This window comes from Hyphomicrobium sp. ghe19 (assembly GCF_902712875.1).
Classification (GTDB): Bacteria; Pseudomonadota; Alphaproteobacteria; order Rhizobiales; family Hyphomicrobiaceae; genus Hyphomicrobium_B.
This window is the reverse complement of record NZ_LR743509.1, coordinates 2,913,498-2,929,873: the sequence shown is the minus strand read 5'-3', so window position 1 is coordinate 2,929,873 and position 16,376 is coordinate 2,913,498. Positions and strand designations below refer to the sequence as shown.

Here is a 16,376-nt window from a genome sequence, read left to right as displayed (position 1 = left end):
CTACTCCGTTAGGCGACTTCGGGACCGTTGCTTGGCTCGACATTCACGAGAAACACTTTGAATTCGGGCGTCTGGGTGTTTGCGTCGCCGACCGACGGCGTCAGTATGTTGGCGCCGTAGCCCTTTTTCGTCAGGCCCGTGAAGCCCCAGTGGATCGGAACTCCGATGACATGCACGGGCTTGCCCGCAACGGTCATCGGCTTGATGCGCTTGGTCACCAAAGCCTTGCAGATCATGTATCCACGCTTCGAACTCACGCGAACCCAGCCACCGTTCGCGATACCTTTTTCATTTGCCAGCACTTCGCCGATCTCGATGAATTCCTGCGGCTGCAGGATCGCGTTGATCAACGCGTGCTTCGTCCAATAGTGGAAGTGCTCGGTCAGCCGGTAGGTGGTTCCCACGTATGGGAAGTCTGCTGCTGATCCAAAGTCGGCGCGATCATCCGGGAACACCCGAACCGCTGGATTATTCTGAACCTTGGGATGCAGCAGATTTTCCACGGGCGATTCCATCGGCTCGTAGTGCTCGGGGAAGGGACCGTCCACCATCTGATCGAGAGCGAAGAAACGGGCCGTGCCCTCGGAGTTCATGATGAAGGGGCCGACGCCTTCCGATGGCGGGATCGTCGGCCCGTAATCGGGCACGTCGATGCCGACCCACCGGCTGCCGTTCCACTGGATAATGGGCTTGCCCGGGTTCCACGGATTGCCTGCAACGTCGGCGCTGGCGCGATTGTAGAGAATGCGCCGGTTGGCTGGCCAAGCCCAAGCCCAATCCGGCGTGATGCCTTGGTCCCGCGGATCATAGGTGTCGCGGCGAGCCATCATGTTGCCCTTCTGGGTGTAGCAACCCGAGAAGATCCAACAACCGCATTCCGTCGTGCCGTCGTCCCGAAGCTGGCCGAAGCCGTCGAGCTGCTGGCCCGCTTTGAGCACGACAGCACCGGATTCATCCTTGATGTCGGCGAGCGCTTTGCCGTTCAAGTCCTTCGCCAGTTCGTCAGGGCTCGGGTCGACAGGATCGGTGTATTTCCACGAGAGATTGAGAATAGGATCAGCGAAAGCGCCGCCTTCTTTTTTATAAAGCTCGCGAATGCGGTGGAAGATGGCGGACATGATCCAAATGTCGGTCTTTGCCTGGGCAGGAGATGGGGCGGCTTTCCAGTGCCACTGCAGCCAGCGCGCGGAGTTGACGAGCGAGCCGTCATCTTCGGCGAAGCATGACGTCGGTAACTGGAAAACTTCCGTCGGAATTTTGGACGGGTCGGATGGATTGAGCGGCCCGACGTCTTCCCAGAAGCGCGCCGTCTCGGTGTCGAGCGGATCCATCACGATGAGATATTTGAGCTTGCTCAGTCCGCGCCGGATTTTGTTTTTTTCGGGAAACGCCTGTAGCGGATTGAAGCCCTGGCAGATGTAGCCGTTGATCTCGCCATGGACCATCATCTCGAAGGCTCTAATGATGTCATACATCGGGACATTGAGCTTCGGCAGCCAGTCGTAAGCCCAATTGTTTTCGACGCGCGCGGCCTCGCCGAACATGGTCTTCTGGAAGCTGACGAAAAACTTGCGGTAGTTCTGCCAATAACTCATCTGTTTTGGACGCAGCGGCTTGAACTGCCGCGTCTTCATGTAGTCGTCGAATGTAACTTCCGCATCTTTCGGCATCGTCAGGTATCCGGGCATCTGGTTGGACAAAAGCCCGACGTCGGTAAGTCCCTGAATGTTGGAATGGCCACGCAGAGCATTCATGCCGCCGCCCGCAACGCCGATGTTGCCGAGCAGAAGCTGGATCATCGCCATCGTGCGGATGTTCTGCGAGCCGACAGTGTGTTGCGTCCAGCCAAGCGCGAAGAGGCTCGTCATCGCCTTGTCGGGAACGCACGTCGCCGCGATCATCTCGCAAATATGCAGATATTTATCGATCGGCGTGCCGCAGATCCGCGACACCATCTCCGGCGTGTAACGGTCGACGTGGCGGCGCATGAGATTGATGACGCAACGCGGATTTTCCCACGTGTCGTCGACTTTCGCGAAGCCTTGATCGTCGAGCTCGTAATCCCAATCTGTTTTATCGTAGCTGTGCGTCTCGGCATCGTAACCGTTGAAGAGGCCGTCCTGGAAGCTGTAGCCCTCTTTGACGATCAGACTGGCGGTAGTGAAGGCTCGAACGTACTCATGCTGAACCTGGTCTGTGTCCAACAGGTACCGGATGACGCCGGACAGGAACGCGATGTCCGTTCCAGGCCGGATCGGTGCATGGTAATCCGCGACGGCGGTCGTACGCGTAAAGCGAGGATCTACGACGACAAGCTTGGCCGCGTTCTCGATCTTTGCTTCGATGACCCACTTGAATCCGCACGGATGCGCTTCGGCCGCGTTGCCGCCCATGACGAGGACCAGATTGGCATTCTTGATATCCTGCCAAGTGTTGGTCATTGCACCGCGGCCGTATGTTGGAGCCAGACTGGCTACCGTCGGCGCGTGTCAGACACGCGCCTGATTGTCGAAGACGACCATCCCGAACGCGCGAGCCACCTTCCATGTCAGCAGCGCCGTTTCGTTGGTCGTGGCCGAGGCCGCCAGCATGCCGGTCGTAAGCCACCGGTTGACGGTCGTGCCCTTCTCGTTCTTCGCGATGAAATTGGCGTCGCGGTCGTCCTTCATCAGCCGGGCAATGCGATCTAGCGCGAAATCCCAGGTGACTTCCTTGAACTCGTTGCTTCCCGGCGCGCGATACTTTGGAACCTGGAGCCGGCCGGGCGAATGCACCACGTCGAGGAGGGCTGAACCTTTGGGGCAAAGTGTACCCCGGTTCACCGGGTGATCCGGATCGCCCTCGATGTGCATGATGTTGGAGTGCGCGTTCTTGGCGCCGTCGCCCGAGGTGTAGATCAGGATGCCGCAGGCGACCGAGCAGTAGGTGCAAGTATTACGCGTCTCTTGGGCCGCGGCGAGCTTGTAGGGCCGGACGGACTCGGCAAGCGCAGCGCCACAGCCCCCAAAACCCATCGCGCTCAAGCTTGATGACGCGAGTGTCGCGCCCGACAGCTTGATGAAGCCTCTGCGTGTCAGAGTCATGCCGGCACTCCGTCTCATGCGTGTAAACGCCGTCGTGCATGAACAACATACCAGAAACGGTGAAGGTTGCTGAAAAACTTCTAGTGCCCTCGGGGCCTTACCTAAAACTTTCGACATCTGCCAAATTACTCGACCCGCCGCCGGGAGGAGGCCGGACGCTCGCGGATCCGAGCCGCGATCAGGCGCAGGGTTCAAAATTCGAAGCAATCGCGACAGCGTATTGCCAATCTCGCTGAAAGGCTGTTTAAGGCCTCCCTTAGGCTTCCAGGCGCGCGATGCTGGCACCCCTCCAGGGGCTGTTATGAATCCGCGGCACGCGGTGGCTTAAAAAACGAAGCAAATTCAACGCAATAGCTGGAGGGCAACGTCTGCCTGCACCGGTATTGCGCAGCCGGCGGCGCTAGCGCTTTGTAGACGCGCCGGCGCCTCCCCAAATAGTTGAACGGCGAGGTGCAGCGGCCTGCACCGGCAATAGGATACGGCGATGCAAGTCACGGAAACGGCACGAGACGGATTGAAGCGCACACTCGAGGTGGTTGTCGGCCAGGCAGAGCTCAACGAGCGCTTCACATCTCGGCTCGATGAACTCAAAGACCGTGTGCAAATCAAAGGATTTCGTCGCGGCAAGGTCCCGCTGGCGCACTTGAAGAAGGTCTACGGCAAGTCGCTGATGCAGGAAGTAATGGAGCAGACGCTCAACGATACGAGCGCTCAGGCCATCAAGGATCGCAACGAGCGCCCGGCTCAGCAGCCGAAGGTCGAGCTTGTCGATTTCAACGAACAGACCTTCGAGAAGATTGCCAACGGCGAAGGCGATCTCGCCTACAAAATGTCGTTCGAAGTTCTGCCCCCAATTCCGCTCGCAGACCTGTCGTCGCTGAAGCTTGAGCGCCTCGTCGCCGACGTCGACGATGCGGCAATCGAGAAGGCGCTGACGAACCTCGCCGAGCGCAACACGGCCTACGATCCCGAAGACGGGCGCGCAGCGTCCGAGGGCGACCTCGTGACGATGAATTTCGTCGGCAAGATCGATGGCGAAGCCTTCGAAGGTGGTTCCGCCGAAGGCCAGAGCCTCGTCATCGGGAAAAAGCAGTTTATTCCGGGCTTTGAGGAAGGCCTCGTCGGTTTGAAGGCCGGCGACGAGAAGGTCGTGGACGCGACGTTCCCTGAAGATTACCCGATGCAGGCGTTGGCCGGAAAAACGGCGCAGTTCGACGTGAAGGTGACGGCCGTTGCCAAGCCGAGAACGCCCGCAATCGACGAAGACTTCGCAAAGGGCCTGGGCGCCGAGAGCCTCGAGCAGCTGCGCGGTTTCGTAACCGAGCAGATCAAGCGCGAGTACGACCAAGCGTCGCGGGCGAAGCTGAAGCGTGAGATTCTGGACGCCCTCGATACGGCGCACACGTTCGAGCTGCCCGCCTCACTTGTTGATTTCGAATTCAACAATATATGGACACAGCTCGAGAACAATCTCAAAGCCACGAATAAGACGTTCGCCGACGAAGGCAAAACCGAGGACGAGGCTCGCGCTGAGTACCGCGGTATCGCCGAACGCCGGGTTCGCCTTGGTCTCGTGATCGGCGAGATCGGAGAGAAGAACAATCTGACGGTTTCCCAGGATGAGTTGCGTCGCGCGCTCGTAGAGCAGGCTCGCCGCTACCCGGGCCGGGAAAAGCAGGTCTACGAATACTACGAGAAGACGCCGGGCGCCCTGGCCGAGCTTCGCGCTCCGATCTTCGAAGACAAGGTCATCGACCACGTCATCGAAAACGCAAAGCCGGCGGAGAAGAAAGTCACGCGGGACGAATTGTTGAAGGCCGTCGAAGAAGCGACCGAACGCTGATTGCCTTCATCTGCAGAGCAGTGAAAGCTAGAGACTGAAGCGTGCGAGTCTGGCCGGTCTGCTGAACGGGCCGGCCGAAATTAGGAAAGACGAAGGCGATGCGCGATCCGGTAAGTACTTTGACGAATACATTCTGGCCGATGGTCGTCGAGCAGACGACGCGCGGCGAGCGCGGCTACGACCTGCCTTCGCGCCTCTTGAAAGAACGGATCATCTTCGTAACGGGACCGGTCGAAGACCATATGGCTGCATCGATCTGCATGCAGCTTTTGTTCCTCGAATCCGAGAATCCGAAAAAAGAGATCTCGATGTACATCAACTCGCCGGGTGGCGTGGTGACGGCGGGCATGGCGATCTACGACACGATGCAGTTTGTGAAGCCGCAGGTCGCAACGCTGTGCATCGGTCAAGCTGCGTCGATGGGTTCGCTTCTGCTCTGCGCCGGTGCGAAGGGCATGCGCTATGCGCTCCCGAACGCCCGCGTAATGGTGCATCAGCCGTCGGGCGGGTTCTCTGGGCAGGCGTCCGATATCGAGCGCCACGCCGAGGACATCATCAAGATGAAGCGCCGTCTCAACGAGACCTATGTGAAACACACAGGTCAGACCTACGAGATGATCGATAAAACTCTCGACCGCGATTACTTCATGACCGCCGATCAGGCCCGCGATTTCGGCCTCATCGACAAGGTCCTCGAAAACCGCGACGAGGTCGATGCGGGCGTATTCGAGAGCAAATCGTCAGGTTGACGAGTGCAGAAGCAACACTTAAGTCGCCCGGCGCGTGCGCAGATTCTTTGAACTGAGCGCACGCCGGGACGGCCAAGAACAAACGCGGCACGCCAGTGGGGCGTTTAGGTAAATTATCGCATTGAATTGGCGTGATTGCCTGATCATTTATCAACTGTGGCAATAGCGCCGCTTGCGGCCCATGGCGGCCTGGGCTCCATTAATCCAATCTTGATCTCGCGAACGTTAGCGTGCTCAGATTGGTTATGAGGTTCACGTCGCCGTAGAATCGGCTCAGTGCCGGACGTGAATGGCGGGCCAAAGCAAGAACATCGCATTGATGGGTCTTGCACGGAAGGTGAGAACAAATGGCTCAAGAGAAGAACACTCTCTACTGCTCTTTCTGCGGCAAGAGCCAGCATGAGGTTCGTAAACTAATAGCCGGTCCGACGGTGTTCATCTGCGATGAATGCGTCGAGCTGTGCATGGATATTATCCGCGAAGAGAACAAGAACACTCTCGTGAAGTCTCGTGACGGCGTTCCGACGCCGCAAGAGATTTGCAACGTGCTCGACAGCTACGTTATCGGGCAGTTCCACGCGAAGCGCGTTCTCTCCGTCGCGGTCCACAACCACTACAAGCGCCTCAACCACGCTTCGAAGAACAACGACGTCGAGCTCGCGAAGTCGAACATCCTGCTGGTCGGCCCGACGGGCTCCGGCAAGACGCTGCTCGCGCAGACGTTGGCGCGCATCCTCGATGTGCCGTTCACGATGGCGGACGCCACGACGCTCACGGAAGCGGGCTACGTCGGCGAGGACGTCGAGAACATCATCCTGAAGCTTCTGCAGTCGGCCGACTACAACGTCGAGCGGGCGCAGCGCGGCATCGTCTACATCGACGAGGTCGACAAGATCAGCCGCAAGTCCGACAATCCTTCGATCACCCGTGATGTATCGGGCGAGGGCGTGCAGCAGGCGCTTCTGAAGATCATGGAAGGCACGGTCGCTTCCGTTCCGCCTCAGGGTGGACGTAAGCATCCGCAGCAGGAATTCCTGCAAGTCGACACGACGAACATCCTGTTCATCTGCGGCGGCGCCTTCGCCGGTCTCGAGAAGATCATCTCGCGTCGTGGCAAAGGCTCGTCGATCGGCTTCTCCGCGAAGGTCACGGGACCCGACGAACGTCGGACCGGCGAAATCCTGCGCAACGTCGAGCCGGAAGATCTGCTGAAGTTCGGCCTCATTCCGGAATTCATCGGCCGTCTGCCCGTCATCGCGACGCTGGAAGACCTCGATGAGACCGCGCTCGTCCAGATCCTGACCGAGCCGAAGAACGCCATCGTGAAGCAGTATCAGCGCCTCTTCGAAATGGAGGACGTGAAGCTGACGATCACGCTCGACGCTCTGAAAGCGATCTCGCGCAAGGCAATCGAGCGCAAGACGGGTGCTCGCGGTCTGCGGTCGATCATGGAAGGCATTCTGCTCGACACGATGTACGATCTCCCGATGCTGAAGGGCGTCGAAGAGGTTGTCATTGGACCGGAAGTCGTCGAAGGCTCGGCCAAGCCGCTCAGAATTTACTCCGACCGGGCCGAGGAAAAGGGTTCGACGGCTTAGCCCATCGCGACAGTAACGGCCTTCCGGGGGCTTGGTCCCGGGACTTGTTTGCGGGACGCCGGTCCCTATTTGTTCGGAGGGAATGGCATCAAGCGGCCAGCCGAGGAAATCCTGAAACCGGTGTCTTGAGCTTGGGTCTCACCCCGCGCTCGCGCTCACGAGCATGCCGACCGCCGCCACAAAAAGGGGCGGGAAGCGTGGCTCCTAAGTGGAACGAGTGTGGAATGCATCGGAAGGCTGTGACAGTCTTCCGTCGCACGGCGAATAGGTAGTGAAATGAGCGAAGACAAAAAGACCAAAGAGAAAGCCACCGGAAAAGAGCTGTTTCCGGTTCTGCCGCTTCGTGACATCGTCGTATTCCCGTACATGGTCGTGCCGCTGTTCGTCGGTCGCGAGAAGTCGATCGCGGCGCTCGAAGAAGTCATGCGCGCCGACAAGCAGATCCTGCTCGCCGCGCAGAAGAACGCCGGCGATGACGATCCGGCGCCCGACGCGATCTACGAAATCGGCACGCTCGCGTCCGTGCTCCAGCTTTTAAAGCTTCCCGACGGCACCGTGAAGGTTCTCGTCGAGGGTAACGCGCGCGCCAAGATCGTACGCTACACCACCAATGCGAATTACTTCGAAGCCGAGGTCGAGCGCGTTGCGGAAGTTCCGGGCGCAAAGGACGAGCTGGAGGCGCTTGCGCGCTCCGTCGTCACGCAGTTCGAGAGCTATGTGAAGCTCAACAAGAAGGTCTCGCCCGAGGTTCTGAGCAACGTCGGCCAGATCGAGGACTACGCGAAGCTCGCCGACACGATCGCCTCGCACCTCGCCGTGAAGATCTCAGAGAAGCAGGACGTGCTCGAGACCGCGAGCATCTCCGAGCGGCTGGAACGCGTCTACACGCTCATGGAGAGCGAGATTTCCGTTCTCCAGGTCGAGAGAAAGATCCGCTCGCGCGTAAAGCGCCAGATGGAGAAGACGCAGCGCGAGTACTATCTGAATGAGCAGATGAAGGCCATTCAGAAGGAGCTTGGCGATTCCGACGAACGCGATGACATCGCCGAGTTCGAGGAAAAGATCGAGAACACGAAGCTGTCGAAGGAAGCCAAGGACAAGGCGCTGGCTGAGCTGAAGAAGCTCAAGCAGATGTCGCCGATGTCGGCTGAAGCGACGGTCGTTCGCAACTACCTCGATTGGCTCTTGTCGATCCCGTGGGGCATCAAGGGCAAGGTCAAGAAGGACATCGCCGAAGCTCAGACGATTCTCGATCTGGAGCACTACGGCCTCGAGAAGGTCAAGGAACGGATCCTCGAGTATCTGGCCGTGCAGGCGCGTACGAATAAGCTGAAGGGGCCGATCCTGTGCCTCGTCGGGCCTCCGGGCGTCGGTAAGACGTCGCTTGGAAAGTCGATCGCCAACGCGACCGGCCGCGAGTTCGTGCGCATGTCGCTTGGCGGCGTTCGTGACGAAGCGGAAATCCGTGGCCACCGCCGGACCTACATCGGCTCCATGCCGGGCAAGGTCATTCAGTCCATGAAGAAGGCTAAGCGGACCAATCCGCTCTTCCTCTTGGACGAGATCGACAAGATGGGTCAGGACTTCCGAGGCGATCCGGCAGCGGCGTTGCTCGAAGTGTTGGATCCCGAGCAGAACGGCACGTTCAACGATCACTATCTTGAGGTCGATTACGATCTCTCGAACGTGATGTTCGTGACGACCGCCAACACGCTGAACATCCCGCCGGCTCTCATGGACCGTATGGAGATCATTCGTCTTGCGGGCTACACGGAAGACGAGAAGCTCGAGATCGCCAAGCGCCACTTGATTCCTGAGCAGTACACCGCTCACGGGCTCGAGCAGGGTGAGTGGTCCATCGAAGACGGAGCATTGAAGGAAGTCATTCGCCGTTATACGCGCGAAGCAGGCGTTCGCTCTCTCGAGCGCGAGATTGCCAAGCTTGCCCGTAAGGCTGTGAAGGAAATCCTGACGTCGTCGAAGACCTCGATCGTCGTCACGACCGATAACGTCCACGACTTCCTCGGCGTGCCGAAATACCGGTACGGCGAAGCCGAGCTCGAGGATCAGGTCGGTATCGTGACTGGCCTTGCCTGGACTGAGGTCGGCGGCGAGTTGCTGACGATCGAAGGCGTCATGATGCCGGGTAAGGGCAGAATGAGCGTCACCGGCAACCTGCGCGATGTGATGAAGGAATCGATTCAGGCCGCGAACGCCTATGTGCGCTCGCACTCGATCGACTTCGGCATTCATCCGAGCTTGTTCGAGAAGCGCGACATCCACGTGCACGTGCCGGAAGGCGCGACGCCGAAGGATGGACCTTCCGCAGGTATCGCGATGACGACGGCGATCATCTCGGTTCTGACCGGCATTCCCGTCCGCAAGGATGTGGCGATGACGGGCGAGATCACGCTGCGCGGTCGTGTGCTGCCGATCGGCGGCCTCAAGGAAAAGCTCCTTGCGGCTCTCCGCGGTGGCATCAAGACGGTCATCATTCCGGAAGAAAACGCCAAGGATTTGGCGGAAATTCCGGCCGAGGTGCAGACCAAGATGGATATCATCCCGGTCTCGCGTCTCGATGAAGTCTTGAAGATCGCTCTCGTTCGCGTGCCGGAACCCATTACGTGGGACGAGGCGGCGGAAGCCGAGGCGCTCGAGGCGAAAGAGTCAGGAAAAGCCAGTGCGCGGATCACCGCTCACTAAGTTCCCCTGAACAGAAAATTTATCGAAATAAATGCCTCTGCGCGGTAACCGTGCAGGGGCATTTTCTTAGGCACCGATTGAGCACTTTGATGTGATTTTGTCCGGAAACACGGGCGTTTTCTGCTTGACGGAAGGGGCGATTGGGCGCTTCTAGCCGAACATGCGCGGCCGGCTACTCCCCGATGTGGCCGCCTCGGGCTTCGCGCCCTGAGCTGAAACCCATCTCCCACATTAGAGGAAAGACGAGATGAGCAAGAAAGATTTGATTGATGCCGTTGCTAGAGATTGCGAGCTGACGAAGGAAAAGGCAGGTGGCGTGGTTGACGCCGTTCTCGCACACATTCGCGCGGCGATGAAGGATGGCCACGAAGTGCGCATCCCCGATTTCGGTACCTTCAAGGTCGCAGCCCGTAAGGCGCGCGAAGGCCGCAACCCCGCAACCGGCAAAACCATCCAGATCCCGGCCTCGCGCGTGCCGAAGTTCACGCCGGCGAAGGGTCTTAAGGACGCGTTGAATTTGAACTAGGCCCGCATCGGCGATCTTTTTTGCGCGCGTCGCGTGAGCGGCGCGCGTGTTTGTTTTTGACAGGCCTTTGCAGACCGATTAGCAAGGGCGCTTCGGGCGGTTAGCTCAGTGGTAGAGCGCCTCGTTTACACCGAGGATGTCGGGAGTTCGACCCTCTCACCGCCCACCATGTTTTCAAATAGTCATCAGCATAGATGTGTCCCGTAATTGCGGACACTTTTGCAGTCCACCGCGCAATCGCACGTCTTTAGGCCGGTTGGTGGATGTTCGTTCGACCAGATTGAGTGGATAACGGCGGCGCAATGGGCAACGCCTGACCTTTGACGATCACGTCGCCACGCATCTTTTAATTCGCCCTGAACCTCCCAAGTGAAGCGGCGTCTCGCTTATTCAGTTCGTCCCGTCCAACGAAGAAAGAACACCCATGTCCGTCTCGATGTATGACATTGCGATTCCGACGTTTCAGAAGCAGCTGAGCGCCCTCGATGCGATCCTCGATAAAGCCGAGGCCTACGCCACGGCAAAAAAAGTCGATATCGCGGTGCTGCTCGCCGCGCGGCTCTATCCCGATATGTTCAACCTCACCCGGCAGGTGCAGCTCGCAACCGACTTCGCCAAAGCAGCGCCGGCCCGGCTGGCCGGTATCGAGGTTCCGAGCTTCCCCGATACGGAAGCGACGCTGCCCGAGCTCAAGGCGCGCATCGCGAAGGTCCAGGCTCTCCTGGCCACCTATAAGCCGGAACAGCTCGACGGCTCCGATAGCAGGCAATTGACGCTCAAGCTCGCTGGCGCCGATGTGACGTTGAGCGGGCGCGAATACCTGCTCCACGTCGCGCTGCCGAATTTCTATTTTCACTGCACCACCGCCTACAACATCCTGCGACACAACGGCCTCGAAGTCGGCAAGCGGGATTTTCTCGGCCGTACTTGAGCAACTGCAGGGCCGAACCGCGATTTTTTGTTGTCTTTGGAATGCGATCTCCGGCTTGACGGCCGGACGGCCATCACGTATTCCCAGCGTCGTGACGGCGGGCGCTTCGGCGCCCGTCACTTTCTGGATTGCGGGAGTAGCTCAGTTGGTTAGAGCGCCGCCCTGTCACGGCGGAGGCCGCGGGTTCAAGTCCCGTCTCTCGCGCCATTTCCATTGAAGCGACAACGGTTTTCAACGCTGTTGAGCTTTCTGAATGGAGATGGCGCTTCAATCCTGGCGAGCCGTTCGTTGAGCCGCCCCAGACCATCTCGCTACGCGAAATCTTAGAACTCCATTCGAAGCCACTCGCACGCCTTAGGCGGGTTGCCGCCGGTCGAACCTCACGTGCGCTTGGCGGGTGGCGACGTTGGCAATCGATCAGCGCTCGCCGTAGCTCAAATAGCGATGGAGTTCCTGCCGGTGCTGCTGGAGCATCTCGATGGATTTGACGGCTTCGGGGCTCGTTGCAGCGATCACGAACGCAATGATCGTTTCCAGAAGAGACATCAGCGCGACGCTCGACGCAAAGAATTGCGTCGTAATCATCGGAACGACAAAGCGGTGACCCGCCCCTGTGAGAATGGGGGAGGCAGGGCTGTCCGAAATGCCAATGACCGTGATGCCCCGCGAAACCGCCAACTCCACGGCGTCGATGACTTCGTGCTGATAGGGCTTGAATGCCATGGCAAGGAGGACGTCGCTCGTCGCCGCCCGTGCCAGACCGTCTGTGGGCAGCAGGCCGTCACGCGGGATGGCTGTGACTTTACCGATGGCCAGGCTCGCGATGAAGGCGAAATACGCGGCAATCGAATTGGCCATCCCCGTACCCAGAACGTAGGTCGTCGGCGCATGGACGATATCGTCTGCCGCGGCCTTGATGGCGACCGATGTCGTCCCCGAAAACTGCTGTTCGATGTTGGCGATCGAGGCAGTGGCGATCTCGGAATAAAGCCCCGCGAGCTTGCCGTCTTGGGCGAGGGATTGAAGCCAGCGGACCCGGTCGGGGAAATCATCCTGGCCCTTGATGACCCTTTCCCGGAATGGCTTGCGGAAATCTTCGTATCCTTCGAAGCCAATGGCTCGGGCCATCCTCACGAGGGTGTTTGGCTTCACGTTCGCCTGCTCGGCCATCTCGCGAATGGAGCTGACGCTGATGAGGTTGGAATGCTCCAGAACGTGCGTGGCAGCTTTCCTAAGCTCCGGCGTCAGGCCACCAAGGCTTTTCGCCAGCAGTTCAAGGACCCCAGTGGCGCTGGCTGGTCGAATAAATGACTGATCCATTTGTTCTCATGGCAAAATAAACGGGTGCTAATTCCAAGCCCCTCGAAAGAAGAGGCTGTCGCGCAAACCAAGTGACGGCCCTGGCGGGCAATACAAAGACTGCTGAACGTTATCGGAGGCGACCCCCGAGTCGCTAATAATCAGTATACAGTCGAACATATTGAGACGCGGTCATCAAGTCCGTCTGCGCCTGAACCCCCACCTGCGGCCCTTTCCCCTCGGCGTTATCCAACCCTCAAAGCGACCCGCTTTTGGGCCCTTCGCACGGGCAAATCGAACGGTATTTAGGCAAAAGACCTCGCGTTGTTGCAGAGGCGTCACACACTGTACCGTGTGCAACGCACATTCGTACTATTTGATTGAATGGAACGCACGTACCATTACAAAAAATTATGCCGGGTCTGGGGCGAGTCGCCAAAGCGATACGCAGTCCGGGGTGATGGGTGAATTCGGGGACAGAGGGCGCGGGGCCGCTTCCTCTGCAGAATAGGGGATTTAGATGTTCGGACGCAAAGTCACGGGTGGGGTTTGTGCAGCAGCTCTGGCAATGTTTGCCACCGCTGGCATCGCTTCAGCAGAAGACAGACAGTTCGGCTACGCGCTGACGATCACGGGCTCTTCGGATTACTTGTTCCGCGGCATCTCGTTCACGGACAATGGCCCAACGGCCAACATTTATCAGGAAGTCAGCTACGGCATCGCCTACGCGGCGGCGTGGACCTCCAACATCAATAACGGGGCATACGGTCCGTGGGAGCAAGATATCTATGTCGGTCTTCGCCCGGTAACTGGCCCGGTCAGCTGGGATCTGCAGGCGCTGTACTACACGTATGGCAACCGCGACGGCTCGTCGTCCGATATAGACTATTTCGAATTCAAGATCGGCGCGACGACCACGCTTCGCGAAGGCCTGACGGTGGGTGCTAACATCTTTCTGACGCCGGACCAGGGCGCTGCGGCTGCCCCCAACATTTCGTATGAAGGCACAGTTGCCTACGACCTTCCAAAGTTCGCGCAGTTCGCTCCGCAGTTCACGGCTCTGATCGGCCACACGGACGCAGGCGACAACGCAATTTATGGCGGTGGCGCGGGCAACGGTTACTGGAATGGTGTGCAGTCCTACACGTATTGGAACGCCGGCGTTAAGGTCAACGTCGACAAGTTCTTCATGGACTTCCGCTATTCGGACACCGACATTGGCTCGGCCGGTATCGACCCTGGCCTTTCCGATGCCCGCTTCGTGTTCTCGGCAGGCGTGAACCTTCTTCCGTAACGAACTTTCGGCCGCGCTCTCACGCGGCCGAGGACGCTGGAGTTTGATCTCTCTCAACGCCCAGCTGAATGGCCGCTGCACGCCCCCGTGCGGCGGCTTTCGTTTGTGCGGTGCTATCGGGCGGAGAAACCGCCCGTACGTAATCGCGATTCGCTCGGCTGACCCGTTCAGCTGGAGAGCGAGAGACCGCGGATTTATCGGACAAGCAACCCGCCGCTCGCGCCTCGCTCAGCGCGCCGCCGCTAGAATGAAATCGACGAAAGCGCGAGTAGGCATAGAGCGGGAATCGCCCGGAAAAAGGTCGACGAGCTTGCCGCTCTCGATGAGATCTCTGGCAACCACTTCGATCGAAGCGGCGCAGCAACGGGCCGTCCCTTAACGGCCCGATGTCGTGCGATCACTTGAACAGCGACGTAAGTGAGAAAGAAGAGGCAACGACGATCGGCGGGTTTTCAGCGACCTGCGGATAGGGTTCGTCGATATAGACGCTGACGCCCGTTGCCCTCGACTCCTTGATCAGCGATGCGACGTAGGCCCAGCCCTTCGGCTCGAGCCCGAGACACGCTTCCGACATTTCGCCCTTGAGGCGCTCGTGAATGGCAATGTTGCCGCGCGCCAGGATTGCAGCGGTCTGTTGAGGGGTGAACTTGTCTCTGTTCGAGAGCTTGGTCAGATAAATCCCGGCAACGTTGCGCTTCGTCTTCGGGCCCCACGTAATGCGCGGGCCCTTATCCGAGCCGAAGGAATATTCTCCCGGTGGCAGCGGTCCGACTGCGCGCGTCGCGAGGCAGTCGGGATCGGGATTGTTCCTGCACACATCTCTGCCCGAAATTGCCCAGGTGATGGTTTGCCCACGTGCCCCCGGATCATCGGATATGATGAAAAGCCGGCCGGTCCGGATCGTATAGCCAAGGCGGAAGCGTTGAACGTTCGGCGGAACTTCGTGGACCACGTCATCGAAGGGATTGCAGATTTCGCCCCCCGTCAGCTTTCGCGGATAGCCGTTGAGCTGAATGGTCACGTAATCGACGCCCGGCGCGCAGTCCCACTGCGGCAGGGTCTTCTTGTTCGCAACGACGACCGGCGGAGGCACCGCTTTTGACGGCGGTACGGCGGCGACCGTCGGCTTCTGGATGACCGGGGGCTGAAAATCGGGAACCGCCGGCGCGATGACCTTCGGCAGGTGGCGGATTTGCTCGCATTTGGCAGAGACTTTCGGCGGCTGAATCTGCTTCACCGCTAAGCGCCGGGCAACAGAACTCTCGGCCCCCGCCTTGATGTAGGCGAGGATCAGCGCCTGCTGAACTTCGATCTGCTCCTGCGATAATTCGAAGATGCAGTCTTCGTAGATTTGATCGCCAACCTCGCTGAAGAAGTCTGCGATCTGACCCGCCGCCGCGCCCGCTGCAGCTTTCGCGTCGGCTTTTACCGGTTGCTGCGCGTGGCTGTAATTCGACATCAGCAGGAGGCCGGTGAGGGCTGCGAGCAGCGCTGCTTTCATGCGATCCATGGGCAATCTAGAATAAGCTCGGCACGGGGATTTCGAATGGAATCGGAGGCCTCGCTCACCCCAGGACCGAGATGTGCGACGGCGCGGCATGTACATCCCTTGGTTCCCGGCGAAGCAGAGATGGTCCATAGCTCACTCGTACCCCGAAAGTCTGGGCAAGAGAGAGGCCGTCCCGATGGGTCTGACCATTTCCTCACCGATTCGCGATTTACGGCTCGCTTAAGCTCAGCTCGTGAATAAAACGATCCCGCGTGCGCGTCGAGCGCCGCGGTGCTTGGAAAGATGATGCACGATGCAAATCTACGTCGACGCGGATGCCTGCCCGGTGAAAGCAGAAGTGGTGCGCGTTGCCATGCGGCACGACCTCCCCGTTCACATGGTGTCGAACAGCTGGATGCGGATCGACGCGAGCCCGCTCATCAAGCTCATCGTTGTCGAAGAAGGCCCCGACGCCGCCGACGACTGGATTGCCGAGCGCATCGGACCGTCCGACATCGCCATAACCGCGGATATTCTGCTCGCCGCCCGTTGTCTCAAAGCCGGGGCACAATGCATCGGGCCAACGGGCAAAGCGTTCAGCGACGCCAACATCGGCATGGCGGTCGCGATGCGAGAGATGCAGCGCCACTTGCGCGAAACCGGCGAAAGTCGCGGCTTCAATCCCTCGTTCACGCCGCGCGACCGGTCTCACTTTCTGCAGGCGCTGGAAAATGCAATCCAGGCAGGGAAGAGGAGGGGCTGAGCGTCCTCTTCAACTGACAATCTCAATGCCGCCGGGCATCGCGCATACGGCGCGGAGAAAGCGCAGGGAGTTTCGGCGATCAGACTGCGGTTCAGGCA

General features: G+C 59.2%; 11 protein-coding genes and 2 tRNA genes. 10 read left to right on the top strand and 3 right to left on the bottom strand.

Annotated elements, in window-relative coordinates; genetic code table 11:
- Window positions 1-8: 8 nt before the first annotated feature.
- Window positions 9-3,083 (bottom strand): formate dehydrogenase-N subunit alpha, encoded by a 3,075-nt coding sequence (gene fdnG / locus AACL53_RS14025; protein ID WP_339085149.1) that lies wholly within the window; start codon window positions 3,081-3,083, stop codon window positions 9-11.
- Between the two features lie 484 nt (window positions 3,084-3,567).
- Between fdnG and tig the strand changes: the two genes are divergently transcribed.
- The 8 genes from tig (at window position 3,568) to AACL53_RS13985 (ending at window position 11,640) form a co-directional block, all read left to right on the top strand.
- Complete coding sequence (gene tig / locus AACL53_RS14020) at window positions 3,568-4,926, top strand: trigger factor (protein ID WP_339085148.1); 1,359 nt, start codon at window positions 3,568-3,570, stop codon at window positions 4,924-4,926.
- Window positions 4,927-5,024: 98 nt separating this feature from the next.
- Entirely contained in the window at window positions 5,025-5,675 is a 651-nt protein-coding gene (locus AACL53_RS14015) for an ATP-dependent Clp protease proteolytic subunit (protein ID WP_339085147.1), read from the top strand.
- Between the two features lie 347 nt (window positions 5,676-6,022).
- Window positions 6,023-7,273: an ATP-dependent Clp protease ATP-binding subunit ClpX gene (clpX, locus tag AACL53_RS14010; protein ID WP_339085146.1), complete on the top strand. Its 1,251-nt coding sequence runs from the start codon at window positions 6,023-6,025 to the stop codon at window positions 7,271-7,273.
- Between the two features lie 276 nt (window positions 7,274-7,549).
- Window positions 7,550-9,976 carry an endopeptidase La gene (gene lon, locus AACL53_RS14005; protein ID WP_339085145.1) on the top strand — a complete coding sequence of 809 codons (2,427 nt, stop codon included), beginning with the start codon at window positions 7,550-7,552 and terminating at the stop codon, window positions 9,974-9,976.
- Window positions 9,977-10,223: 247 nt separating this feature from the next.
- Window positions 10,224-10,502, top strand: coding sequence for an HU family DNA-binding protein (locus tag AACL53_RS14000; RefSeq protein WP_092867617.1), 279 nt, complete (start codon window positions 10,224-10,226; stop codon window positions 10,500-10,502).
- A gap of 94 nt (window positions 10,503-10,596) precedes the next feature.
- A tRNA-Val gene (locus tag AACL53_RS13995) sits at window positions 10,597-10,671 on the top strand.
- A gap of 255 nt (window positions 10,672-10,926) precedes the next feature.
- Window positions 10,927-11,433: a DUF1993 family protein gene (locus AACL53_RS13990; protein WP_339085141.1), complete on the top strand. Its 507-nt coding sequence runs from the start codon at window positions 10,927-10,929 to the stop codon at window positions 11,431-11,433.
- Window positions 11,434-11,563: 130 nt separating this feature from the next.
- Window positions 11,564-11,640: transfer RNA gene (locus AACL53_RS13985), tRNA-Asp, on the top strand.
- A gap of 210 nt (window positions 11,641-11,850) precedes the next feature.
- On the opposite strand, the gene AACL53_RS13980 is transcribed toward AACL53_RS13985, so the two are convergent.
- Window positions 11,851-12,753 carry a MurR/RpiR family transcriptional regulator gene (locus tag AACL53_RS13980; RefSeq protein WP_339085140.1) on the bottom strand — a complete coding sequence of 301 codons (903 nt, stop codon included), beginning with the start codon at window positions 12,751-12,753 and terminating at the stop codon, window positions 11,851-11,853.
- Between the two features lie 499 nt (window positions 12,754-13,252).
- Here AACL53_RS13980 and AACL53_RS13975 point away from each other — a divergent pair, with 499 nt between their 5' ends.
- Window positions 13,253-14,026: a TorF family putative porin gene (locus AACL53_RS13975; protein ID WP_339085139.1), complete on the top strand. Its 774-nt coding sequence runs from the start codon at window positions 13,253-13,255 to the stop codon at window positions 14,024-14,026.
- A gap of 397 nt (window positions 14,027-14,423) precedes the next feature.
- Here AACL53_RS13975 and AACL53_RS13970 read toward each other — a convergent pair whose 3' ends face one another.
- On the bottom strand, window positions 14,424-15,536 hold the full coding sequence (locus AACL53_RS13970; RefSeq protein WP_339085138.1) for a DUF2778 domain-containing protein: 1,113 nt from the start codon (window positions 15,534-15,536) through the stop codon (window positions 14,424-14,426).
- A 292-nt stretch (window positions 15,537-15,828) separates the two neighbouring features.
- On the opposite strand from AACL53_RS13970, the gene AACL53_RS13965 reads away from it, so the two are divergent.
- Window positions 15,829-16,278, top strand: coding sequence for a YaiI/YqxD family protein (locus AACL53_RS13965; protein WP_339085137.1), 450 nt, complete (start codon window positions 15,829-15,831; stop codon window positions 16,276-16,278).
- Window positions 16,279-16,376: the final 98 nt, after the last annotated feature.

What these genes read in the sequence shown, in the direction of transcription:
- tig (WP_339085148.1), top strand. Translation starts at nt 3,568, where the DNA reads ATGCAAGTCACGGAAACGGCACGAGACGGATTGAAGCGCACACTCGAG.
- AACL53_RS14015 (WP_339085147.1), top strand. Translation starts at nt 5,025, where the DNA reads ATGCGCGATCCGGTAAGTACTTTGACGAATACATTCTGGCCGATGGTC.
- clpX (WP_339085146.1), top strand. Translation starts at nt 6,023, where the DNA reads ATGGCTCAAGAGAAGAACACTCTCTACTGCTCTTTCTGCGGCAAGAGC.
- lon (WP_339085145.1), top strand. Translation starts at nt 7,550, where the DNA reads ATGAGCGAAGACAAAAAGACCAAAGAGAAAGCCACCGGAAAAGAGCTG.
- AACL53_RS14000 (WP_092867617.1), top strand. Translation starts at nt 10,224, where the DNA reads ATGAGCAAGAAAGATTTGATTGATGCCGTTGCTAGAGATTGCGAGCTG.
- AACL53_RS13990 (WP_339085141.1), top strand. Translation starts at nt 10,927, where the DNA reads ATGTCCGTCTCGATGTATGACATTGCGATTCCGACGTTTCAGAAGCAG.
- AACL53_RS13980 (WP_339085140.1), bottom strand. Translation starts at nt 12,753, where the DNA reads ATGGATCAGTCATTTATTCGACCAGCCAGCGCCACTGGGGTCCTTGAA.
- AACL53_RS13975 (WP_339085139.1), top strand. Translation starts at nt 13,253, where the DNA reads ATGTTCGGACGCAAAGTCACGGGTGGGGTTTGTGCAGCAGCTCTGGCA.
- AACL53_RS13970 (WP_339085138.1), bottom strand. Translation starts at nt 15,536, where the DNA reads ATGGATCGCATGAAAGCAGCGCTGCTCGCAGCCCTCACCGGCCTCCTG.
- AACL53_RS13965 (WP_339085137.1), top strand. Translation starts at nt 15,829, where the DNA reads ATGCAAATCTACGTCGACGCGGATGCCTGCCCGGTGAAAGCAGAAGTG.